Annotated in this window: 19 protein-coding genes, 1 tRNA gene and 1 pseudogene; 6 read left to right on the top strand and 15 right to left on the bottom strand. The window is 68.6% G+C overall.

The window, feature by feature from the left end; translation table 11 throughout:
- Positions 1–952: 952 nt before the first annotated feature.
- The 4 genes from J7F03_RS39400 to J7F03_RS39385 form a co-directional block, all read right to left on the bottom strand.
- Positions 953–1,468: an RICIN domain-containing protein gene (locus tag J7F03_RS39400; RefSeq protein ID WP_214958028.1), complete on the bottom strand. Its 516-nt coding sequence runs from the start codon at positions 1,466–1,468 to the stop codon at positions 953–955.
- A 251-nt stretch (positions 1,469–1,719) separates the two neighbouring features.
- Complete coding sequence (locus tag J7F03_RS42875) at positions 1,720–1,989, bottom strand: hypothetical protein (RefSeq protein WP_214958027.1); 270 nt, start codon at positions 1,987–1,989, stop codon at positions 1,720–1,722.
- Between the two features lie 125 nt (positions 1,990–2,114).
- Positions 2,115–3,290 carry a winged helix DNA-binding domain-containing protein gene (locus J7F03_RS39390; protein WP_308380149.1) on the bottom strand — a complete coding sequence of 392 codons (1,176 nt, stop codon included), beginning with the start codon at positions 3,288–3,290 and terminating at the stop codon, positions 2,115–2,117.
- Positions 3,291–3,690: 400 nt separating this feature from the next.
- Positions 3,691–4,257, bottom strand: coding sequence for a TIGR03086 family metal-binding protein (locus J7F03_RS39385; RefSeq protein WP_214958025.1), 567 nt, complete (start codon positions 4,255–4,257; stop codon positions 3,691–3,693).
- A 555-nt stretch (positions 4,258–4,812) separates the two neighbouring features.
- Here J7F03_RS39385 and J7F03_RS42870 point away from each other — a divergent pair.
- Positions 4,813–5,622 (top strand): transposase, encoded by an 810-nt coding sequence (locus tag J7F03_RS42870; RefSeq protein ID WP_374104456.1) that lies wholly within the window; start codon positions 4,813–4,815, stop codon positions 5,620–5,622.
- 75 nt (positions 5,623–5,697) lie between these two features.
- Here J7F03_RS42870 and J7F03_RS39375 read toward each other — a convergent pair whose 3' ends face one another.
- From J7F03_RS39375 to J7F03_RS39355, 6 genes and pseudogenes are all read right to left on the bottom strand, one after another.
- Complete coding sequence (locus J7F03_RS39375) at positions 5,698–6,489, bottom strand: alpha/beta fold hydrolase (RefSeq protein WP_214958023.1); 792 nt, start codon at positions 6,487–6,489, stop codon at positions 5,698–5,700.
- A gap of 187 nt (positions 6,490–6,676) precedes the next feature.
- On the bottom strand, positions 6,677–7,315 hold the full coding sequence (locus tag J7F03_RS39370; RefSeq protein WP_214958022.1) for an SMI1/KNR4 family protein: 639 nt from the start codon (positions 7,313–7,315) through the stop codon (positions 6,677–6,679).
- Positions 7,316–7,639: 324 nt separating this feature from the next.
- Positions 7,640–7,996 carry a hypothetical protein gene (locus J7F03_RS39365; RefSeq protein WP_214958021.1) on the bottom strand — a complete coding sequence of 119 codons (357 nt, stop codon included), beginning with the start codon at positions 7,994–7,996 and terminating at the stop codon, positions 7,640–7,642.
- Positions 7,993–8,952: a MerR family transcriptional regulator gene (locus J7F03_RS39360; RefSeq protein WP_214958020.1), complete on the bottom strand. Its 960-nt coding sequence runs from the start codon at positions 8,950–8,952 to the stop codon at positions 7,993–7,995. Before J7F03_RS39360 ends, J7F03_RS39365 begins: the two co-directional genes overlap by 4 nt.
- Before the next feature lie 188 nt (positions 8,953–9,140).
- Positions 9,141–9,362 (bottom strand): annotated as a pseudogene (locus tag J7F03_RS42865) (DUF6193 family natural product biosynthesis protein); the annotation flags it as partial.
- A gap of 291 nt (positions 9,363–9,653) precedes the next feature.
- Entirely contained in the window at positions 9,654–12,734 is a 3,081-nt protein-coding gene (locus J7F03_RS39355; protein WP_214958019.1) for an NACHT domain-containing NTPase, read from the bottom strand.
- Positions 12,735–13,051: 317 nt separating this feature from the next.
- Between J7F03_RS39355 and J7F03_RS39350 the strand changes: the two genes are divergently transcribed.
- The 3 genes from J7F03_RS39350 (at position 13,052) to J7F03_RS39340 (ending at position 14,734) form a co-directional block, all read left to right on the top strand.
- Positions 13,052–13,234, top strand: a complete 183-nt coding sequence (locus J7F03_RS39350) for a hypothetical protein (RefSeq protein WP_214958018.1) — start codon at positions 13,052–13,054, stop codon at positions 13,232–13,234.
- 81 nt (positions 13,235–13,315) lie between these two features.
- Positions 13,316–13,389: transfer RNA gene (locus tag J7F03_RS39345), tRNA-Met, on the top strand.
- Positions 13,390–13,912: 523 nt separating this feature from the next.
- Positions 13,913–14,734, top strand: coding sequence for a hypothetical protein (locus J7F03_RS39340; RefSeq protein WP_214958017.1), 822 nt, complete (start codon positions 13,913–13,915; stop codon positions 14,732–14,734).
- Between the two features lie 352 nt (positions 14,735–15,086).
- Here J7F03_RS39340 and J7F03_RS39335 read toward each other — a convergent pair whose 3' ends face one another.
- Entirely contained in the window at positions 15,087–15,500 is a 414-nt protein-coding gene (locus J7F03_RS39335) for a helix-turn-helix domain-containing protein (protein ID WP_214958016.1), read from the bottom strand.
- 24 nt (positions 15,501–15,524) lie between these two features.
- Between J7F03_RS39335 and J7F03_RS39330 the strand changes: the two genes are divergently transcribed.
- Complete coding sequence (locus J7F03_RS39330) at positions 15,525–15,935, top strand: SgcJ/EcaC family oxidoreductase (RefSeq protein ID WP_214958015.1); 411 nt, start codon at positions 15,525–15,527, stop codon at positions 15,933–15,935.
- A 779-nt stretch (positions 15,936–16,714) separates the two neighbouring features.
- On the opposite strand, the gene J7F03_RS39325 is transcribed toward J7F03_RS39330, so the two are convergent.
- Positions 16,715–17,779 (bottom strand): serine hydrolase, encoded by a 1,065-nt coding sequence (locus J7F03_RS39325; RefSeq protein ID WP_251073170.1) that lies wholly within the window; start codon positions 17,777–17,779, stop codon positions 16,715–16,717.
- Positions 17,780–18,016: 237 nt separating this feature from the next.
- Entirely contained in the window at positions 18,017–18,160 is a 144-nt protein-coding gene (locus tag J7F03_RS39320) for a hypothetical protein (protein ID WP_214958013.1), read from the bottom strand.
- 94 nt (positions 18,161–18,254) lie between these two features.
- Between J7F03_RS39320 and J7F03_RS39315 the strand changes: the two genes are divergently transcribed.
- Positions 18,255–19,451, top strand: a complete 1,197-nt coding sequence (locus J7F03_RS39315; protein ID WP_214958012.1) for a hypothetical protein — start codon at positions 18,255–18,257, stop codon at positions 19,449–19,451.
- A gap of 152 nt (positions 19,452–19,603) precedes the next feature.
- Here the strand turns inward: J7F03_RS39315 and J7F03_RS39310 are convergent, their stop codons facing one another.
- Positions 19,604–20,440 (bottom strand): alpha/beta fold hydrolase, encoded by an 837-nt coding sequence (locus J7F03_RS39310; RefSeq protein WP_214958011.1) that lies wholly within the window; start codon positions 20,438–20,440, stop codon positions 19,604–19,606.
- Positions 20,440–21,030, bottom strand: a complete 591-nt coding sequence (locus J7F03_RS39305; RefSeq protein ID WP_214958010.1) for a TetR/AcrR family transcriptional regulator — start codon at positions 21,028–21,030, stop codon at positions 20,440–20,442. Before J7F03_RS39305 ends, J7F03_RS39310 begins: the two co-directional genes overlap by 1 nt.
- Positions 21,031–21,422 lie beyond the last annotated feature (392 nt).

Below are 21,422 nucleotides of genomic sequence, written 5' to 3'. Positions count from 1 at the left end.
CCAGAGAACCAGTGCAATTCATACACTGGCGCGATTACAACCACCTCATGGAGCAGGGCCTCAACCCCGCCACACGCCTCCCCTGGAACCACTGAACGAACCCACTACCCCCATGCCGACCCCTGGAACGGGAACCCAGGCGCTGCCACGCCTGGGCAGGAAACCGTCCCGAACAGGCCTGGCCGGCCCTTCGGGCCGGGGGCCTGCGCTCCGCTTAGCGGGCCCAGGGACGCCCTCGCTCCACGCGGAAGGTAACCCCTTTTCACGGGTCCGGGCCTACGGCCCGTTGGGTGTCCGCTTCGCTCTCACCCTCAGTCCCTCCGGCTTCGCCTCCACGACCACCGCCCGATCCGCCGGCCAGGCCGGCAGCAGCAGGGGGTGCCGGAGTCAGACTGCCGGGTGCGGGACCTTGAGGGTTACGGTCTGTACTTGTTCCCGTGCGTCGAGGAATTGTGCATAGCGTTCGAGCTGTAGGAAGACCGGTCACTCGCGGCCTGCTCCCTACGGGCCTGCTCGATCAACAGGCCCTCCGCGGTCTCCGTACGCCGATTCCCCCGACGCAGCAAAGTCCACACCAACCACAGCGCCGCCAGGCCCATCACACCGAAGAACACACCGAGCTCGAACATGCCCACCCCATCACACGAACCGGAACACGACCCTACCCAAGCAGGGCGAATAGCGGCGCCCGGAGCGGGTACCTGAGCGCTGCGCGCTCAGGACCGAACGGGCTCGCTGCGCTCGGCTGGGACTGCTTCGCAGCCTGAGGCCGGCCTTCGGCCCGGTGGCTCTCCGCTTCGCTCCGGACCTTGAAACCTCGTAGTACCTGAAGAGATCCGAGGCGCTGCGTGCCTGGGAAGGATTCGAGCCGGATTTGAGTTCCGCTGCGCTTCACTCAGAACGAGGTTCTCTTCCCAGGCCCGCAGTGCCATCACTCATCAGACGGAAGGCTCTACCACCAGAGCTGGTTCGCCTGGCCGCTACCGCAGTTCCACTGACGCGCCGGGGCTCCGTTGGCCGTGCTCCAGTCCGCGATCTCAAGGCACTTACCACTGTTCACATTCCGGTAGGCGCCAACCTGGATGCGCTGCCAGAGCTGGTTGCCCTGGCCACTGCCACAATCCCACTGACGCGCCGGGGCCCCGTTGTCCGTCCTCCAGTCCGCGATCTCAAGGCACTTACCGCTGTGCACGTTCTGCAGAAGCACCGGGTCGCTCGGGCTCCAGCCCTCGATGACATAGAACCTCTGGTTGTTGTTGCCGCTGTAGCAGTCCCACTGGTCCGCGCCGCCACCGTTCTGAACGGACCAGCCGCCGATCTCAAGGCACTTGCCGCTGTTGTGGTTGACCAGCGTCACTCCGTACGAGTCAGCGGCAGCAGGCGAAGCCGGAAGGAGCAGGGCTATCGCGGCGCCGGCCGCCAGTACCCCAGCGGCCCGGCGCAACGTCCCGGCGATGCTGTTCTTCATCGAGTTCCCCCATCAAAATACCGGCGATGCCGGACCAAAGTTCTACCTCGCCAAGTCTAACTTGATCTTGGACTCCGGCTGTTCAAAAAAAGGCCAACTCCCCGCGGCGCCGCGGCATCAGGCGCACCAGCAGGCCACACCCGAAGCCTGCTCCCGCCCTGACCTAGGTCCACGACAACGTCTATCGCCGCCGACAACTCGCTCAACCAAACTGCACAGCACCAGGCCACAAGCATGACGACTGCTCAGTTTCACTGACCGGCGATGGCTACTTGGCCCGTGTGACCAGGAGCTTCTGACTGCTCTTCCGAGCAGTTGATGATCTTCGGAACCACCGTCCACACCGCGACGGTGATGTCGAGCAGCGCGCCTCCCACGCCCTCACCAGCAGCCAACGTGAACGGCAGGTCCACATCCAGCGCGACAAGGACGGCCGGAGCGTCGAAGCCGGCGGCACGGGTGCCGGCGAGGGACAGGAGCACGACATCACCCAGGCCGCCGCCGAATCCGCGCTCCTGCACGGCGGCAGGCGGAACATTTCTCTGACCTGCACCGCAGTCCACTCCCAAGCAGACTCGCCGCTGACATCCACCTCACTGACACGAAACCGAGAGATCGCAGTAGACGTCGCGATAGGGCGGCGAAGTCAGGAGCCGTTGGCCAGGCGGCGTTCGAGGGGAGTGCGCATGCTGGGCCGGATGCGGATCTCACCGAGGAAGGCGGCCACGCGGGCCGCCTCGGTGGCGATCGCTTCCCGGGCCTCACGGGTGCGGCCCGCGGTCGCCAGCAGCTGGGTCGCGATCTCGCCGTCCGGACGCTGGGCCCAGCCGCCGACGATACGGCCGTCCCACCAGATGGTGGGGCCGACATTGCCGAAAGCGTCGAAGAGTTCGGGAACGAAGCCGGCATCGAGGTACCAGTCACGGTGCCGCCAGCCCATGGCCGTGGGATCGAGGGAGGGCAGCAGGGCAGCCGAGGGTTCAGTCCCGGAGGGCAGATCGAGCTGGTCGGGCAGGGCGTGACCGGGCCCCTGGGAGAGGTCGGCCTCGACAGCTCCGGTGCGGGCCAGGGCCCGGCGGGTGTCGGTGAGGGTCCAGCCGGTCCACCACATGACGTCCTCGGTGGTCGAGGGGCCGAAGGACCGCAGGTAGCGGGTGAGGAGTTCGGCACGGGCGTCGTCGGCCGGCAGGTCGGGGTGGGGCTCCGCCTGCGCCCAGCGGAACTGCGAGGACGCCCAGGTACCCATCGGACGGCCGCGCCGGATCCTGCCCTGCGCGGCCATCACCCCGAGCATCCGGCTGGTGATGCGGGGCGTCGCCTCGTACGGCTTGCCGGGCGAGAGCAGGATCTGCGTGCGCAGGGCGGGCACGGCGCCCGCGAGGTCGGCGGCGGTGGCTTCGCCGAAGTCGGCCAGAGCCTCGAGTACGGCCCGTTCGGCGGCGGCCAGCCAGTCCTCGCCGTGGCCGTGCTGCTTCCCCAGCACTTTCAGGAGGTTCTTTCGCTCCCGGGCCGCGACGGCCCTCGCGGTCGATGCGTCGATGACGGGCGCGAGGTCGCGGGGCACCACGAACATGGTGCGGCGCATACACAGCATCCGCACCAGGCTCCGCTCCTCGTACAGGGCCCGCTCCAACTGCGCCGGCGCCGGATCGGTCATGCGGGCGGCCACCGCCAGGTAGACCGTGGCCGGATCCGTGGCGTGCAGGGCAACAAGGGCATCGGCGACCTGCTCGGGCGTCGCCGCCCGCGCTGCGGGGGCCAGGAGGTGGGCGGTGGCGAGGCGGGTGCGCCGCTGCTCGTCGGTAATCCTCGGTCGGGACATGGTCATGAGGGGGTGGCGGCGTCGAGAGCGCCGAGGCCGTCCTTTCACTGATGGGGGTGGGAGGCGCTCCGCCCCGTACGGGCCGTCCGGGGCGGAGCGATGTTGTCGGGATCAGCCGTTCAGCGATCCGTGGTATTCGAGGAAGCAGCTTGCCGACCTCGTCGGGGCGCTCCTGCCGGATCTGGTGGCCGGCGCCGTCGGGCATCTGGGAGCCGTGCCGGCTGAGCATGGTGTGGGGGGCAGGCGTCGATGACCGGACCCAGCATCTGCAGCACGGCATCCTTGCAGCTGCCGGATCGCCAGCACCCAGCCTCGCGTCCCCATGTGACAGCAGACCAACGGTCGTCTGATCGGGCCGAGACCGATCAGAGGACCGTTTGCCACGAGCCGGGCCGCCGGGTCAGACGGTGCGGCCGAAGTAGGCGGCGAGCCGGTCGAGCGCGGGCGCGTCCCCGGGAGCGGCCTTGGACGGGCCGAACATGCCCGTCTGGGAGCGGATGGCGTCGGGGTAGTTGCCGTACCAGGTCCCGAAGGCCGCCTCGACGGCGTCCGGGTCACCGGCGCGGTCCTGACCGGTGGCGGTGGCGAGGTCCCAGCCGTGCAGGACCACCTCCAGCAGGTGCAGGTCGGCCAGACGCGGCCCCAGCCCGCCGCCCGGCAGCGGCATCTGCCGCTCCAGCGCACCCTCACTCTGCCAGGCGGCCAGGGCTTCCTTGGCGCCCTCGGCGTAGACCTCCCCGGGCTGCCGGCCGCCGATGTGGTCCTGGGCGAACAGGGAGAAGTCGGGAGCGCCGCCCTGCGCGAGGATCACGTAGTAGGGGTTCCCGGCCACAAGGTGGTTGGCCAGAGCCCGCACGTCGAAGTCGTCACACGGCGTGGGCCGCCCGTACTGCTCCGGAGTGACGTTACCGAGCAGCTGCGTCGTGTGAGTCAGAGCCTTCTCCAGCAGCTGAATGTCCTGGGACATGATGATCGCGCCTCTCCATCAAAGGGGGTGTGGGACGCCTGCACGGCCGGGAGGCCATCAGGCACGCCGGAGCACCTCCGCCCCTGCTCAGGGGCCCGGATGCGCCGACAACCCCACAGTGCACCCACTTGCGGACAGATACGGTCCGCAAGGGTGCGGACAGCGCCGTGTATCACCCGACCGCTGGCCCACCCCCGCAGGAGGGCCGACCGGCACCGCGATCTCTCCACGACACGATCACGGACACCACACACGTACCTGCTCGGTGTCGAACGCCCGCCCCCGGCACTGTCACCTGGCCAGCACCGGCGGGCCCAAGCCGGAAGGCCCCTCAACGCCGCCGAGGACGGCCACGGCCCCCACGTCACCCCCGACGCCCCGACGCCCTCGCCACCCGCTACGACATCAGCACCCGCACCGCCGAACGCCTCCTCGTCAAAGCACGCACAGCCCGCAACAACCCCCGACCGAGGATCAACCGGCCGTCGACCCCTGGCCGAAGCGAGGCATATCCTCGACCGTCACGTCCAGGCGTAACCGCTTGAAGCGCAGCGGGTGGCGGAAGACCCCGCGCCAGGCTGTGAGCTTCCGTCGAGTCATGTGCACAGCCACTACGAACGACGGCTGGCAGACACTCCGGTCGGTGACCAGCCGGTGGCGATCGAACTGACTATGCGGCGGTTGTACTGCGACAACGCGTTGTGTGGGCGTCGTACGTTCGTTGAGCAGGTCGCGGGGGTGACGTTCAGGTACGGGAGGCGGACACCTGCTTCGCGCCGTGTCATGGCGGTCGTTGCAGGCCCTCGCAGACCGGGCCGGGGCCCGTCTGGCACTGTTCTCATCGAATGCGAGACCGGTCGGCCTCTCGCTCTGCTGCCCGGCCTGGACGCCTCCACCCTGGCGGGCTGGCTACGCGAACATCCTGGCGCCGAGATCATCTGCCGTGACCGGGCCGGATCCTACGCTGACGGCGTCCGGACCGGAGCCCCGAACGTGGTCCAAGTGGCCGACCGGTTCCACCTCTGGCAGAACCTCGGGACCGCCGCCGAAGCCACCGTCCGACTCCACAGCAGCTGCCTCAAGATGGCTGTCACCAGCCCTGCCCACTGCCCTGTCTCAAGGCCCTCCACGCGCACGTCCGCGGCTTCGCCGGGATCCTTCAGACCCGCTCCGGCCATCACCTCAAAGACTGGATCACCGCCACCCGCTCCGAGGAGCTTCCAGATGTTCGGCCGAGCCACGCTGCCCCTCCTCCGCAAACGGGTCCTCCTCACCACCGCCCGCGCCGTCCACGAGTCGACGAGCCCTGAGAAGCCAGGCAAGGAGATCGTCTCCGGGTCCCTTCCAGGAAATGACCGTTGGTGAGAGCCAGGTCGGGGCGTCGCCGGTGCGCGGTATGCCTCCCGGGTGGAGGGCGGCCGAGCGCCGGCTGCGGTGTTTTTACCGCTCGTGCGGGGCGGTGGTGAGGAAGTCCAGGACGAGGGGACTGGCGTGGGTGCGGAACTCCTCGAAGTAGGCATGCCGGGCTTCGGGGATCAGGTGCAGCCGGGCGCCGGGGATGCGGTCGGCGAGCAGGGTTGCGTTGGCGGTGGGGTTGAGCATGTCGTCACTCCCGTGCACGACCAGAGTGGGTGCGCTGATGTCCGGCAGGAGGTCCCAAACGTTGTGCCGGTTGCTGGCCGCGAGGTGGCGGCGCCGGGCGTGGGCGGGCATGCCGGGGTCGCCGAGGGTGTGGTGGGGGCCGGGATGGGAGGCGAGCCAGCGGGGTGTGTACATCAGCTCCAGCAGGGCTTGCCGCGCGGCTCCGGGCTGAGGTTGCGCCAGGGCCTGGCGGACGTCGTTGCCGCGTTCGACGCTGTGCGGACCGCCGGGTGAGGTGCAGCCGAGTACCAGGGCACCCACCCGGTGCGGGTGGCGGGCGGCTAGCTGCTGGGCCACCCGTCCGCCCATGGACGTGCCGTAGACATCGGCCCGGCCGATGCCGAGTTCGTCGAGGACAGCGATGACGTCCTGGGCGAACAGTTCGGTGCCGTGGGGGGTGTCGGGCTTGTCGCTGTCGCCGGTGCCGCGGTAGTCGAGCGTGAGGGTGCTGCGGGCGGGGTGGAAGTCGGCGCGGACCGCGTCCCACCAGTGGTGGTTGTTGGCCTGGCCGGCCAGCAGGACCAGCGGCGCTCCCTGGCCCTGGAGCTGGTAGGCGATGCGGATCCCGTCCGGTGTCGTCGCGTGCATCATCGGCTCCTTCGCTCCCGTGTCGGCGGGCAGAGTACCCCGCGCGGGCCCGGGCCTGAGCGGGCAAGGAGTCGAGGGTGACCCACGATGCCGCTACGGTCGCGATCGGGTCGTTTCCCAAGGTCAGGGTTGCGAGAGGCCCTGCGAAGTCCCCGGGGACCCGAAGGCGCTTAAGACGAGGGCTTGAACTTCAAGGCGTGGCCCATGCTTCGGCACGCCAACCCGGCAGCTCCTTGTCCAGCCACTCCTCGACGGTCCTCCGCCAAGGATCCGAGGGATCGCTGTCGGCAACATCGGCCCACGCGTCCTCCCCCCGGACAGGATCGACGAACAGGCCGTCGAGGTATGCGCCGAAGTCATCCGCCACCTTCGTGAAGACATGGCTGCCCAGATACCCGGGGTGGGGAATCGCGTGGATGAACGCATGGAGCTGGCCGTGAGTGGCCGGGTTCAGGTCCAGGAAGAGGGTGTCGCTGCCGCCGTCGCGGGCGATGGGCAGTAGTCCGGTCAGGGAGACGTTCTCAGCGAGCCACCCCTCGCGACTGCGCCGGTACTCCCCAAGGAGAGTGCCCCAGCCGTACTCACCATTGTCGTCACGACCCAACTGGTAGAGGTCGTCGAAGCCCTGGAGTGGTTCCGGTTCACAAGCCGGCAGACGCACTGAGTAGTCCAGCTTCCCCCCGCCCGCAGCTTCCAAGAACGAGCGGTACGCGGGCGGAACGGGCAGCCCGATCTCCCGTTCGAGCACGTCACACTCACCCGCGTCGAACCGTCTGAACGGACCGCCGACCAGGCGACCCCGATACCAACGCGAGAGCTCCTCGGACACGGACAGATCGTCGCACCCCGTTACGACATTCCGAGGGGCTATCCACCACTCGCCAACAGCCGTCCATGTCGTCGAGATTGATCAATACTGTCCCCGGGGGGAGCACCAGCGATCTCCTTGTCACGACCTCGCCAACGCCGTACGACTCGCACCTGGACGTTGGCGTCAGCCCGCGGCGCGGTGACGATCCGCCCAGCGCTGATGGCTATGGCCTGCCCGTTTACCTGTCCTGCCCCGCGGTGATACGGCCTGCGGGACCGGAATGGGTCTGGCCGCGATCCACACGGCGGCCGTCTCGTGCGCCACCGTGCACCGCGAACCACTTCAGGCAGCCATCCACGGAACACGGCAGGCGTGGGGGGCTGTTCCCTCTGGACACAAAGTCTTGATCACTGTCTTCCGGATCGCCCGCCGTGTCCGCAGGGAACACACCAAGTGGACCCGCAGCTCGATCAGTTGCCGTGCGCCGCCGCTCTGAGCAGGATGTTCCACGGCCCACTGTTCGGCCAGAAAGTCGTACACGTCAGCGGTCGACAGCTCGCTCCCGATAAGAGTGTGTGCGACGGTCTCACTGATGATCCGGGCACTCCGGGAGCCCACAGCGTCCTCAACGAGTTTCTTGACCCATACCAGCCCCTGCTCGTCTGCGTACAAGCCGAACTTCAGGTCGCGCGTCCTCATCGCATCAGACCTTTGTGATGGTCGTCAGCGCTCTTGGCGAAGACGGCGGTGAACCAGGAGTAGACGGGAGCGAGCGTTGGTGATGCGGGCCATCCATTGATCGTTGCCAGGAGCTGCCAGTAGCGCTCGGCGTGTGGGTCGGCGGTTGTCTGCAGGCGGGCGAGGAGCCAGCGGCGCAGATCGCTTTCGTCGGCACGCTCGAATGCGTCGGCGTAGAGGCCGCCCAGCGAGTCGGTAAGGGATACACCTTTGGCGGGGGCCGGCAGGAGGCCGGCGGATACGGCCTCGGCAATTCGTTCACACATCGCTTGGTTGAGAGCATCGTGCAGAGTGCTGACGTCCTGCTGGGAAGGCTCTTCCGCCTGGTCCTCAGCTGTGCGGCGCATCGCGACACGGAAGTCTGCGTTCTGGCAGAGTCCGGCGAGTTCCACCCAGGCCTCGACCTGTTCGGGCGCGGGATCGTCGGGGAGCTCGGGCATGGCGGATCGCATCAGGGTCACGAACTCGGGGTTGGCGTGAAGACCCTTGAAGGCGTCGTCGATGAATCCGGATACCAGTCGGTGTCGTTCGGCCTGAGAGAGCGTGGCAAGTCGGTGCATGAGGTCCATCTCCATGGTGGTGGGGCCGCGTCTGGCGACTGCGCGGAGTACTGCCCGGCGCAGGCGGAGAGTCTGGATCTGCACGTCCAGGGCGTTGGCGTGTGCTTCCGTGACTTCCGGTATGGATGCCTCCCGGTCCAGCACCTTGCGCACGGTCGCCAGATCGAGCCCGAGATCACGCAGCGTGCGGGCCAGGTCCAGGCGCGCGAGCGCGTCGAGGCCGTAGAGCCTGTAACCCGCCGGGCTCCGGTCGGTTGGCGGGACGATGCCCTTGTCGGAATAGAACCGGATGGTCTTTACCGTCAGGCCGGTCCGGCGGGATAGTTCTCCGATGGAATAGAGCGTGTCGCTGTCCATGCCCCCAGCTTGATGTCTCCCCCCACGGGAGACTCAACCGGGGCCAAGACTTCCTGCGGCGACCACGGGCTCTGTGCAGGTGCCCAGAAAACACCGACCCGTGCGAAGCCGGTGAGGCCGGGTAGCCGCGCTTTGGATCTCGGTCGGTCTCCGCGGGGGCAGGTGTCGATGGGCGTGGGCACACACCGTCAGGCGTGCTCGACCGCAGAGGCGGTGATGACGGGCTCGGAACCGGCAGGAAGTAGTTCTAGCGCCAGGGCTACGGCCTCTTCTGCGGTGTCGACTTCGCCGACGACAGTGAAGGGATTGCGTCGGCGGACCTTGAACCGTCCGTTGTGTAGGGGCTCGATTGATCCGGCCTGCACGGTCCAGGGGTAGCTGGTGGTGCTGCTGAAGAGCAGGGCGAAGTGGCTGGTGAACGGCTACAGCCGCCGTAGTTGTGGTTCGGCGGCAGCGGCATTCAGCAGTGGAACGATGCCCGGGTATGGGCGCCCGGGCGAGCGGACCTGGTGCGCGGCTCGCCTCCACTGCCAGCTGAGCCGTAGAGACTGCCAATGAGCCTCGACGACGGGCTCGGGGCGGATGCCGGCGCCCACCCTGGGGCGTCACCGGCAACCTGACCGGCCCCGCTCAGGCGCGTACTCGGCTGAATGATCACTCTGCGGCAGATAGGCAGGGACGGAGGCCGCGACGGGCAGGGGTCATAGACCGGTCCTGAGCAGGAGATCAGGATGGTGAGCGTGGAGGGCACGCCGGAGCGCCTCACGGAGGCCGGCCTGGGCTAGTGAGCCCCGGACGAGGGCGAGGACCGTGTGGCTCGGGAGGTCCGAGCCATCCCTGCCGAGCATGTCGGCCAGCAGCCGCGTCACCGGTTCCCGGACGGGCGAGCCGTCGGGCAGCAGGGCTATGGCGTGGTCGACGCGGAGGTACAGCGCTGCCAGCTCGTCGCCCGCGAGTCCGACGCTGCCGCCGATCAACAGGCGTAGCAGGTCGTGGGCAAGGGAGGTTGCCCGCTCGCCCTCGCCTAGGGAGGTGAAGACGGTCACTGCCGGCCCCAACCATTCCATGACCGGATCCATCGCGTGCCGCACGACCAGGTCGTTCGTGCCTCCGGACACGTCCATCTTGTGCCACACCGCCTCCCAGTAGGGCCGGGACCAGTGGACGATGCCCTGCCGGGGGAGGCGGTACAGCCAGTACATGTCCAACGGCTCTGGCGGGTGCGGCTCCCCCGATCGCAAACGGATCTCCAGGCACCGGCCGCTCTCCGCACTGCTGCGGTGAACCGAGAGCGACAGAGCGAAGTCCGCCCACTGCTGTTCGTCGAACGACGACCGCCACAGCAGGGCGTGTCGGTGCCACGCATCGCCCGGGTCCGAGGAGCCCGGGAACAGGGTGTCCGCGGTGACGCCCTCCGTCAACAGCAGCACCATCAGGATGAGATTGGCTCCGTAGACGCCGTGCCGTGACGACGTGCGGCTCTCTACGGGCCGGTACGAGGGATGGGGGTCGTCCGTCCGTGTCGTGTGCTGGTGGAAGACGCGTACGAGCAGACGCCCCAGCCGCTCGCGTTCGCCGCTCGGCAACCGCCGTACCATCGACTCCCCGAACCGCAGGATCTGCCGTGAGGAGAGGGGGGCGTACGACAGCAGCGCGTATGCCAGGTCGTCGTCGACGCGGCTCGCGCCGACCGACAGGGCCGGGCGGTTCGTGAGCAGGCTGGTGAGCACGTGCAGGGCCAGCCGTACAACCAGGTACTCACCGAATGTGGCGTGCAGGAACTCGTACGTGGACAGCATTCGGCCGTCACGGATGGACTGGGCGCGCTGCACGAAGAAGAAGCGGCCCAGTGCCACCTCGGCCGCACCCAACGGGGCACGGAACCCGGACGCGTCCGTGGGACGGTGGCCCAGCAGCGCCTTGAGGTCCTCGTCGAGCTCAGCCGCCGACACCCATTGCCGACGCCGGTTGAGCTGGGCGAACGCGACCAGGGACAGACGCTGCAACTCCTGCTCGGCGCGCTCCGCCAGTCCGTGGTCCGGCATGGCGCCCGGGGCGGTCTTGTCGACCTCCCGCCGGGCGAACGAGGTGAGCAGCTCCTCGTACAGCTCGGCTTCGTCGAGCGGGTCGTCGTTGTCGTGCCCGCCGCGCCGCAGGCCGTTGTCGGTCGCGTCGTACAGCGCCATCATCGTCAGCAGCAGCGGCTGCGCGGCCAGCGACTCGTGCCGGGCGATGGCGTCCCAGGGCAGCGGTTGCAGCCTCCGGGCCTCGAAGCTGCTTGCGTTGGCGTCGTTCCACAACTCCAGCCAGCGACGGATCTGGGCAGGGCGGAACGGCTCCAAACGCAGGGCGACAAGTCCCTCCGGATACCGGGTGCGATCGGCAACGGCGGTACGGCTGGTGACCAGTGCTCTCACCGGTCGGCCCTGCTCGGCTTCGCGCTGCTGGAAACGGGCGACGCGGATGAGGAAGTCGCTGTGGTGGACGCCGGTGGTCTGAAGGAGCTCGTCGAAGCCGTCGAGGATCAGCACCGGGACTGCGCCGCCGGCCGAGCGGACCAGCTCCGGCCAGGACACCCGCTCCCCCGTGGCCACCCGTACTGCCTGTTCGAGCTGCTCTTGCAGGTCGTCCTCGGCGCGTACGTCGCGCAGCGGCACCCGGACGGGAAGGAATCCGGCGGACGGCAGCCGGGCAGCGAGTATCCGGGTCAGAACGGACTTGCCGGCGCCGGGCTGGCCCAGCACCAGCAGCGGGGAGCCGACTCCGCCGGGGGAGGTCAGGGCGCCTGCGAGATAGGCCGTCAGGTCGCGGCGTACGGGCACCTCCTCCCACCAGGACTCGCTCGCCGGGCCGCCGGTGCCGGCCACGGCGCGCACCCGGAAGTCCGGATCCAGGTACATCTCCTGCAGGGCCGGCACTCTGATGCCGTCGGGCGCGCTGGAGGCGTCCAGCACGGGCCGGGCGAGCGCGGCCTCGTGGGAGCGGGAGAGGGCGGCCGCGACGTCTGTCGGGGGGCGCATCGAACGCGCCACTTCGGACAGCAGCTCCTCGACGCCGACGAGCGCGAGGCGTACCCGGTCGCGGGTGGCCTGGTGTTCAACCTGTGCCACCCAGAATCCGAACTCGGGTGCCTGTTGGGCCAGTTGTGCGTACAGGCCCTCGTACTCCCGGACCGCCCGGTGGGGCAGCTCGGCGGCCAGCACGCGCACTGCCGCGGTCCGCTCGGATTCCGTCAGGTCGGCCCATACACGCAGCCCTTCGACGAAGCCGAGGAATCGCTCGGACAGCCCTCCGTACCAGTGCCGCAGCTCTGTCGTCACGTCCTCGAAGGGACGGTGGGGTGCGGGGTGCGGCGCGTCTACCGCCGCCAGCGCCTGCGCGAACGCAGCGCCGCGGTCCAGCGGTTCCGGGGCGCCGGCGAGGGCGAGCTGCTCGCTGCGGGTCAGCTCCAGGTCGTCGACGCGGAAGGGCAGGTCCGACTCCCCCAGCGCCTGGAACCATGCGACGACGACGATCACGGTGTGGGCGGCGTACAGCAGTTCCGTGCGCTCGGACCGACCCTCCGCCCGGCCCAGGCGCCGCCCCAGATCCCGCACCGCGTCGCGGCCCAGGCCAACGATGCGGCCCCGGGCGTCGGCGATCCGCAACATCCCGTCCCCGATGCCCCCCGTGGCGACGTTCAGTGCTCCGCCCAAGGCCCGGTCCAGTGCGGCCACCGCGGGTGGATCACCTCCCAGCAGCACTAACGCGTCCGAGAACGACAGCAGTCTGCGCACGCTCACCCTGCCCCCATGAAGACCCGCCCGTCGACGCCACGCCCGCGCCGATCCCCGCTGCACAGGCGCACAGGCGCACAGGGGGAACCCTGCTGCGGGGACTGCGCCGGGCACACTTTCGCACGGATGCGTCCCGGAAACCTGCGGTTCAATGCAAAGAGGCCGAATGCGGGGCGCATGCGCACGGTGGGTTGAGCTCCGCGCCCCGCTCCTGTTCCGTCTGCGGGTGCGGGTGCGGGGCGGTCCCGCCGCCTGAGGGAATATGCGGACGGGGCCCCGTCGGAGAACCTGCCCGCCGGGCCTGGAGTTGGCTGGCTGTGCGGATGAAGTACTCCGTGACGGTCCGGGCGATCTCGATGCCCGTACGGCGAGCCGTCGACGGACAGCTCTACTTCGCCGCCACCGACGTCCCCAGCATGCTCCGCCACATCGCCGCCTCCATCACCCTCCACACCCAAGACGACGCCCCACCTGGACCAGCGACGGGCAGGGAACGGACCGCCTAGAGACGCCCACACCATGCACACCGTGACAGGTCAAAGCTGGTCAAGGGCGGTCCGGCAGTGCCGTAGGGTGAGGTTCACCGACGCGGGGTGGAGCAGCTCGGTAGCTCGCTGGGCTCATAACCCAGAGGTCGCAGGTTCAAATCCTGTCCCCGCTACTGAACGACGAAGGGCCCGGATCCTCACGGATCCGGGCCCTTCTGCCGTACCCCAGCCTTTCAGGAGCAGCCGCGCGGCAGGGTACGGACAGCCGGCGAACTGACTCCATCCGCGTGGAGCTGCCTGCGTGAGGTAGCCAGCAATGGGCTCGTCAGCGAAGCCGAGGATGCTCCGGGCGCCTTCGAGCCGCTCTTAGAAGGACGCGGTGCTCGTGACTCACTGCTGAATACCGCCTCACGCTCGCTAGACCCGCAGTCACCTTCTCTCGGCGACGGCGCGTCCCGCCATGAGGCCGCGTTCGGGGATCTCAGGTGCAGAGCCACCAGCCCTACCGGGCGTCAGCCGGCCAGGCGGCACTCGTCTGGCTCACATACGAATCCTTCGTGAAGGCTTCGGGGAGCCATAGGCTGTCTGCCAGGTGGCCAGCACTCGCGAGCGCCCTCTGCAGTATCCAGCTGCAGTCCTGGTCGATCGGTTGTCCTCAGCTGGTGAGGCTCGGCTCTCTATCGCGAGAGGTCTCCAGTGGCTATCGATCTCCTTCTTGCGCTCATCACGGCACTAGCCGGCCTCAGTTCTGCGGTTGCGGGCATTGCCGGGGGTCTCAAGCAAACAGAGGCATGGAAGGGCCTCCGCTGGCTTTGGCAGCGGAAGCGGCTGACGCTCCGATCGGTCATAGCCCTGCTCGGGATCGGCGTGGCAATCTACGTGGCCTTCAGTAATCTGCTCATCGCCGGGCTCCTGATCACATCCACGGAGATCGTCAGGCTCCTTAACCCACGGGGCTCGGGGCAGGCATGGAAGCCGAAGGACTTGAACCTGCACATCGCCAGCGAGGTCTTCTTCCACTGCCTGGCCCTCGTTGGTGTCGCCCTTGGCTTGACCTGCATGGCTCTTGGTGCCTTCAAAGAACTTGAGCTTGGGCCTCGAGTCACCATCTCGTTGACCCTCGGGATCACTGCCATCGTTGCCGTCAACAAGTCCACCGCGCGGACCCGGAAGCTGTGCACCGAGATCTCCAAGCGCACCTCCACGGTCGTCAGATCCTTCGCAGAGCTACATGAGGTCTACGACCAGGACAAGGGTGATTCGAGGTTGGCGGACCTGAGGAGGAAGTGTCTCGATGACGTCGATGGGCTGACACGTGCACTCGCCACACGGCTCAACACTGGCTACCGGATCTTCGGGACGCCGATCCTGCCCCCGTCTGACTTCCGGCGGCTCATCGCTGAGGCGCGCGTGGCAGCCAAACTGGGTGACGAGGCAGCTGCGCCGTGGCGTACCTCCGCGCCGAAGTTGCAGCAGATCAGGCGTGCGTGTGGCAGGTGGACGGACGAGATGGCTTGACCAACCGGCAGACGATCGAAGGGGTGGGGTAACACCCGCACTTCTGCCCGCGACCGCCAGCAGCGGGCCGAGCCAGTCCGTGATCACAGGCCGCTTGCGGCCCGGCACCTTCTTGCCGCCGTCGTAACCGCGCGAGACAGCGGGCACCGAGCTGGCGGCTCGCACCGACTGCGAGTCGATGATGCCGACGGTCGGCTCGGCCGCCCGTCCCTCGCTGATGCGGACTTTGCCTCGTAGCCGGTCGTGGAATTCCGCGTACGGCTTCTGAGGCTGTGAGCGGGAACATCCGGCGGTGTGACAAGTGCCCGACGGTGCTGCCGCGGGGGGCGGGCAGCTGGGCCCGTCTTGCCGATCACGCCGGGCCCAGCCCCACCCCTGTCCGGTACAGCTCGACCAGCAGCGGCCGCAGGGTCGCCCCGGCCGGGGTAAGGCGGTAGCGGGTGCGGACCGGGAATCCGGGCAGCCGGTCCCGGGCGGCGAGACCGCGCCCCTCCAGGGCCCGCAGCCGCTCGGTGAGCACCTTCGGGCTGATCTCCGGCAGCCGGGCCTCCAGTTCACCGAACGACAGCGGCCCGCCCATCAGCTCACGCAGCACCAGCGTGGTCCAGCGCCCTGCCACCGCCGAGAGCGCGCGCTCGACCGGACAGTCCGGCTCCGGCCGCCGGGTACGGCCGCCGGCGTCCGGGACCAGCTCGGCGTCCCAGCCCCCGGGTTCCCCGGCCCCGCCCCCGCTCTCGCCCGCGTGGCTTTCCGTTTGGTGAGCCATTTCGGCATCGGTTTGGCTGCGGCCATGAGCATCGAACGAGATCATGCGCCCACTGTCACCCTGACTACCGACCCCGGGCAACACCCGGCGGTCTTCGCGGCGGCCTTCAACACCGGCGACCCGGCGGCGGTCGCCCAGGTCTACACGCCGGACGCCGTCTTCGTCCCGCGCCCCGGAACGCCCCTGACGGGGGCCGCGCTTGCCTCGGCCACGGCGGAGTTCCTGGCGCTCGGGCTGCCGATCGAGGTACGCCTCCGGCACACGTACACGGCGGGCGATCTCGCCTTGCTGATCGTCGACTGGAGCATCTCCGGCACCGGCCCCGACGGCGCCCCTGTCCATCTGACGGGGACAGCCACGGATGTGGCCCGGCGCGGGTCGGACGGGCTGTGGCGTTATGCCGTCGACAACCCCTTCGGGACAGCCGCGGCCTAGGTGTATTGATCACGAGCGTTGTTGACACTGGCTGGGTCTTGCACATGGCGAAGACCTCCGATGTGGTGGGAGCCGTCTAGGAACACACCACGCCCGGAGGTCTTCATGTCCCACCGTCGGCGGTGCGTCGGGCGGAATCTCCGAGCGGAAGTGCGACCTGTCGACGGGCATCGTCCCGACAAGGATCGCTACCAATACCTTCGGATGAATCGACACGGATCGGCTGCGCTCCCTGGCCTGTCCACGGGCTACTGGAGAGCCAGGATTCACGAGTCGTAGCAACGCCGAGAAGGGGCCTCGGGATGAAATACGCGCTGCCCCGTCGGGCTCGGTCGCGGTGACCGTGACCCCCCGTTGAGCGAACAGGCGGGTCGCCTTCCCGGTCCCGGCGCCGATCTCCAGAGCGGTCCGCACCAGATGCCCGGCGTACGCCGCCGCATACGCCATGCCCATATCGAACAGCTCCACGGGATAGCCCGGCCGGAACCGTTCGTACGCTTCCGCCATCACTCCGAAACTCAGTGCGCGACGGGACATGCCGAGCGTCCTCACACGCGACCGATGACGGGCCTGCCCCACCCCGGGCGCAGGGCAGCGCCGCAGGGCAGGGCAGGCTCGGAACCGGCGAGGCCCACCGGCCACAGAACGGTCCGGAGCGGTACGGAGCCGAGCGGTACGGAGCCGAGCGGAACGGATCGGAAGGGAACGGCCATCCGCGCACCGGCTGGTGACGCTGGTTCAGGAGCCGGGGAACGGCTCCGGCAGGCCGAGAGGGCGGTTCATCGGCACAGGGCCGTGTCCACGACGTCCTCGACCCGGCCCATGGTCGCCTTGTCGTTCGGCTGGATGGTCACCGCGACGTTGACGGCGCGACCGTCGTCGGTGGCGCCGCCCCGGGTCTCGTATCCGGGAATGCTCCCGCCGTGGCCCCAGTAGAGGCCCGCTCGGCACGACAGTGGCCTGCTCACGAGCCCGAGCCCGTACTCGGCACCGGAGCCGAGGGGTGCGGCGGGGACGGTGGTGCGCATCTGGGCGAGCTGGGCCCGCGGAAGGAGGCGACCTCCGAGAAGCGCGCTGAAGAACCGGTTGAGGTCGGAGTTGGTGGAGATCACCTGGCCCGCCGTCCAGGCCCAGGACGGGTCCATGTCGGTGATGTCGCGCAGCGGCGCGCCCGCCGATTCCCGTTCGTAGCCGTGGGGGTGGGGTTCGCGGAGCGTGCTGTCACCGGAGGCGGGGAAGTACGTGTGCCGCAGCCCGATGGGCTTGATGATGCGCCGGTCCATCTCCTCGGCAACGGTGCGGCGGGTGACCTTTTCGATGATGAGGCCGGCCAGTACGTAGTTCGTGTTGCTGTACGCCCACCGCTTCCCCGGCTCGAAGTCGGCCTTGTACCGGAGGGCGATGTCGACGAGTTCGCGAGGTTCGTAGTGCCGAAGCTGGAGGTCGGACTTTTCGGTGTAGTTGGGCAGCCCGCTTGTGTGCTGCAGGAGTTGACGGACCGTGATGTTACGTCCGTCGATCTCCTCCCCGCGTACGAGGCCCGGCAGATAGGTGTCGATCGAGGTGTCGAGGCCGATCTTCCCTTCACCGACCAGTTGCAGCACGACCACCGCGGTGAACGTCTTGGTGTTGCTGCCGATCCGCACCTGGCCGTCCACGGGGACCTTCGCGCCGGTGGCCAGGTCGCCCACCCCCGCGGTGTAGGTACGGGAGCGGCCCGGGTGGTCCTGGACGCTCGCCAGCGCTGCGGGCAGCCCGTCGGAGCGCACCAGCGCGTTCAGGCCCTGCTGGACGCTGTCCGGCCTGGTGCCGGCGAACGCCGCGGGCGGCGCCAGCGCCCCCATCGTCAGGGCGCCGACGGCCACCACGGCCGCGGCCGCGGCGCCTCCGCGCCGACCGCCCCGCCGCCACTCGGAAAGGCGGGACGCCCTGTTCCATGCCTGCTCACGCACTAGCCAACTCCTATGAAATCGCTGGGAAACCAGCGGCATATGCCGGATCCCCACATTTCCGGATGGGCCCACCCCGGGCGATCCCGCCACCCACCCATTCGGGGTAGGGCTACCCCCCCAGCGGTCCTGTCAGAGGTCTGCGAGGCTAGCCAGCAGAGCAAGCACCTTGTCCTTGTTGAGCGGCAGGGTCTCGCCCTCGTCGTCCGCTCCTCCGCTCAGGAGGACGGGGCCGTGGTAGCTCTGGTAGGTCCGGCCGAAGCGCCGCGCGAACAACGGGCGAGGGTGAGCCATGCGCTGGGCCGAGGAGGCTCTTCTTGTTCCTTCAGGACCCGTGTTCCGGGGCCCGGGGAACTGCCACTCTGGGCGTATGGCCTTACAGATCTCGTATAGGGGCTTTCTGCTCGGTGCGGACCTTGAAATCACCGTGTACTGGTTCCCCCGTGAACCTGACCGGCCGGCGGACTACGTCACGGACGCACTGGGCGCATGGCACACATCGATGCCCAACCATGTAGACGTGAGCGGCACGCCCGAGGAGATCACCTCCTGGACCACCGCCGCTGCCTTGTTCGTGAAGCAGATCGCCGCGGAGCAGGAGGAGCTGAGGAAAGCGCAGCGGCGGATCCGGCGATGGGACTGGACGACGACGTACCGACGGGTGCGGGAGAAGCATGACGACGCCCAAGCATCCTTCCTGGAGCGGGTGCGGCCTGCGGCGGCGGCCTACCAGCCGGTCCGGGACGCCATCGAAGCGCGCCTCGCAGAGCAGGAGGCTCACGCGCGGGAAACAAGAAGACGCGCGTATCAGGAGGAAGAGCGTCAGCGGATGGAGGTCATTGCCCGGTTCAGGGAGTGGGAGAGCCGGCAGGAGGTGGCTGACCGCCCGCTGTCTGGCGGCCTCAGCCCCCGCCAGATGGCAGTGAGAGGAGACAACCCCTCAAGCTGGCCTCCCGAAGTGCAAGCGGCAGTGGGCGACCTCGCCGTGTGGTGGGCGGGTGTGCGCGCGTCGGTTCGCAACAGGCAGGCGAGCGCACAGGCCGTACGGAAAGTTGCCGAGGCGATCACCAGAACGGCTGCGGCACTGGAGGAGGCGGGCAGACCCGGCATCAACACCATCAAGGCGGGCCCCCATGAAGTGCTCCGTGGTTGGTGGATCCACTTCAACTGGTCGGACCTGCCCCCCACCACCCGGCTCCGGACACCACCGGACGTACCGCCCGGGTGCGTCGACGAGAAGCGATGGCATTACCAGCTGTTCCTGCCCTCCGACCGGATCTTCACCGTGAACCGTTCCGGCGAGTTCGGCTTTGCGACGGAAAGCAGGTCAATGATCCCGCCGGGGGGTTACGGCTATAGGTACAAGTGGTTGAAGCAGAGCATCGAACAGTTCGCGGAAAGACTGATCCACACCGAGATCATCGCCTTCCGGGCACTCGGCCGCGACGGTCATCTGACCTTCCCGATGACCGACCACGCAGACCCTGACGCGTACGTGCCGTACGTCGAAGCCGTAGCCGAGCGGGCGGCGGCCCGCTTCCACGCCCTGATCCCAGGTCAGTTATAGGAACTCGAGGGGCGCGGGCGCGGTCACAGCCGCTACCGTCGTCACCAGTCGCAGGCGTCACGACAGTAGGAGGGAACCCCGACCGCCCCGGCGAATCGGCCCCACAGAACGCCACCAAACAGCCCCACCCCCGAGGCGAGTGGGGTTCAGGGTCAGGCGCGGAAGGCTTTTCGAAGGACTTCAGCGAACTCGGCAGGGTGCGTGGTCAGGCCGGTGTGCCCGCCGGGGAAGTGCTGGAGTTTTGTGCCGAGAGCCTCAGCCAGGAAAGTGGCCGCCCGGTTAGGGAGCTCGCCGTGCGAGTCCTGTCCGCAGGCGAGCACGAGCCGGTTCGACAGCGCCTCCAGCCGGTTGATGTCCGGGCCGTAAGCCATGAAGCTGGGCACGATGCGCTCGACGAAGTACGGCAGGTTGGTCATCGTCCGCTCGGCTCGCGCCGCGGCCTGCGGCGGAAGCTTCATCTCGGGTTTCGGCTCGGTGGCGCCGCCGTCCTTCTTCAGACCCGCGGCGAACACGGCCATCGCCGGCATGAGCCCCGCTGCGCGGAACGTCTCCTGCACGCGCGCGAGGAGCGCGCGATGTTCGCGGACGTCCGGCAAGACCTCCACTACCGGCGGCTCGTGCGCCACGACCCGTTCGACGCGTTCGGGATGAGCGGTCAGCAGGTGCAGGGCGGCGATCGCGCCCGAGCTGGCGCCGAACACCCGGGCCGGCTGATTGGGCGACAACAGCTCCAGCAGCTGGTACGCGTCGTCGGCGTGCTCAACCACCTGCTGCTCGGCCTCCGGGTCGTGCAGCGTGCTGCGGGACATGCCGCGTGGGTCGTAGGTCGCCACGGTGCCTTCTGCGGCCAGATCGTCGGCGATGCCGTCGAAGGAGGCCGCGCCGCCCGCCCCGCCGGGGATCAGCAGCAGGAGCGGGCCCTGGCCGCGCACTTCGTAGTGCAGGGTCGCGCCGTTCACGCGCAGGCTGCCGGTGGTCGGGTCGGTCATCAGGAGTCTCCTTCTGCGGATGTGGGCCAGTTCTCCAGGAGGGTGTGGAGGGCGTCGAGGGTGCGGTCCCAGGAGTGCTGCGGCGAACGTTCGTGCCCGAAGCTGCCCGCGGCCTCCAGGGCGACGAACCCGTGGAACGTGCTGCGCAGCAACCGGACCGCGTCGGTCAGATCGGGCTCGGCCAGTCCGTAGCCGCGCAGCATGCCGTAGGTCAGCTCGACCGCGCGCCGTGGTCCGGGCGCTGTTTTGGCCAGCTCGGGGTCGATCTGGATCGGGGTCTGCGTCGCCATGTAGCGGCCCGGATGCGTGTGGGCGTACTCCCGCCAGGTGCTGGCGAACGCAACCAGCGCGTCCTTCCCGGCCCGCCCGACCGTCGCCTCCGCGATACGGATGGTCTTCTCGTCCGCCGCCAGCAGTGCGATCCGTCCGCGCAGGTCCTCCAGGCTCCGGACATGCGTGTAGAGGCTTGCATCCTTCACGCCGAGCCGCCGCGCCACTTGCGACATGGTCACCTGCTCGAGCCCGACCTCGTCCGCCAACTCGGCGCCCGCGATCGTCACCCGTTCCGTCGTCAGCCCCGCCCGTGCCATGCACCCTCCTCATATCCTAGTGGTCCTAGTTTTAATCTAGGACTCCTAGGTAAGCAAGCTGGAAATCGTGACCTCCGCACGACCACCGGCCCCAACAGCGCTCGGCAACTCGTCCTGCATCGCCGCCTCGACACCCGCCACCCAGATCACCTGCTGCGCCGATCGCGGCCAGATGACTCCCCGCCAAGTGGCCGCAAGTGGGGAATCGGAACGGTTCTGATCCACTTCTTGTGGAGCGATGACAGGGGGTAGCGATGCTCAGTCCGCGAGGAGGATTTGGCGTCGGAGAAGGTCGAATCCGGCCCGGCCGTACCCGTCCCTTTTGATCCGCTTCACCCTGTTGACGTTGCCCTCGACTCTGCCTGAGCTCGATTCCAGGGTGAGCCCGGCGG

The organism is Streptomyces sp. ISL-43 (genome assembly GCF_018614195.1).
Lineage (GTDB): Bacteria > Actinomycetota > Actinomycetes > Streptomycetales > Streptomycetaceae > Streptomyces.
This window is presented reverse-complemented; position numbering and strand designations above follow the sequence as displayed.

Bases quoted from the DNA above. Each gene is read 5' to 3' on its own strand.
- J7F03_RS39305 (WP_214958010.1), bottom strand. From the start codon at position 21,030: ATGGCACGGGCGGGGCTGACGACGGAACGGGTGACGATCGCGGGCGCC.
- J7F03_RS39350 (WP_214958018.1), top strand. From the start codon at position 13,052: ATGAAGTACTCCGTGACGGTCCGGGCGATCTCGATGCCCGTACGGCGA.
- J7F03_RS39365 (WP_214958021.1), bottom strand. From the start codon at position 7,996: ATGAGGACGCGCGACCTGAAGTTCGGCTTGTACGCAGACGAGCAGGGG.
- J7F03_RS39375 (WP_214958023.1), bottom strand. From the start codon at position 6,489: ATGATGCACGCGACGACACCGGACGGGATCCGCATCGCCTACCAGCTC.
- J7F03_RS39335 (WP_214958016.1), bottom strand. From the start codon at position 15,500: ATGGCTCACCAAACGGAAAGCCACGCGGGCGAGAGCGGGGGCGGGGCC.
- J7F03_RS39315 (WP_214958012.1), top strand. From the start codon at position 18,255: ATGGCCTTACAGATCTCGTATAGGGGCTTTCTGCTCGGTGCGGACCTT.
- J7F03_RS39400 (WP_214958028.1), bottom strand. From the start codon at position 1,468: ATGAAGAACAGCATCGCCGGGACGTTGCGCCGGGCCGCTGGGGTACTG.
- J7F03_RS39325 (WP_251073170.1), bottom strand. From the start codon at position 17,779: ATGGGGGCGCTGGCGCCGCCCGCGGCGTTCGCCGGCACCAGGCCGGAC.
- J7F03_RS39310 (WP_214958011.1), bottom strand. From the start codon at position 20,440: ATGACCGACCCGACCACCGGCAGCCTGCGCGTGAACGGCGCGACCCTG.
- J7F03_RS39360 (WP_214958020.1), bottom strand. From the start codon at position 8,952: ATGGACAGCGACACGCTCTATTCCATCGGAGAACTATCCCGCCGGACC.
- J7F03_RS39385 (WP_214958025.1), bottom strand. From the start codon at position 4,257: ATGTCCCAGGACATTCAGCTGCTGGAGAAGGCTCTGACTCACACGACG.
- J7F03_RS39330 (WP_214958015.1), top strand. From the start codon at position 15,525: ATGAGCATCGAACGAGATCATGCGCCCACTGTCACCCTGACTACCGAC.
- J7F03_RS39390 (WP_308380149.1), bottom strand. From the start codon at position 3,290: ATGTCCCGACCGAGGATTACCGACGAGCAGCGGCGCACCCGCCTCGCC.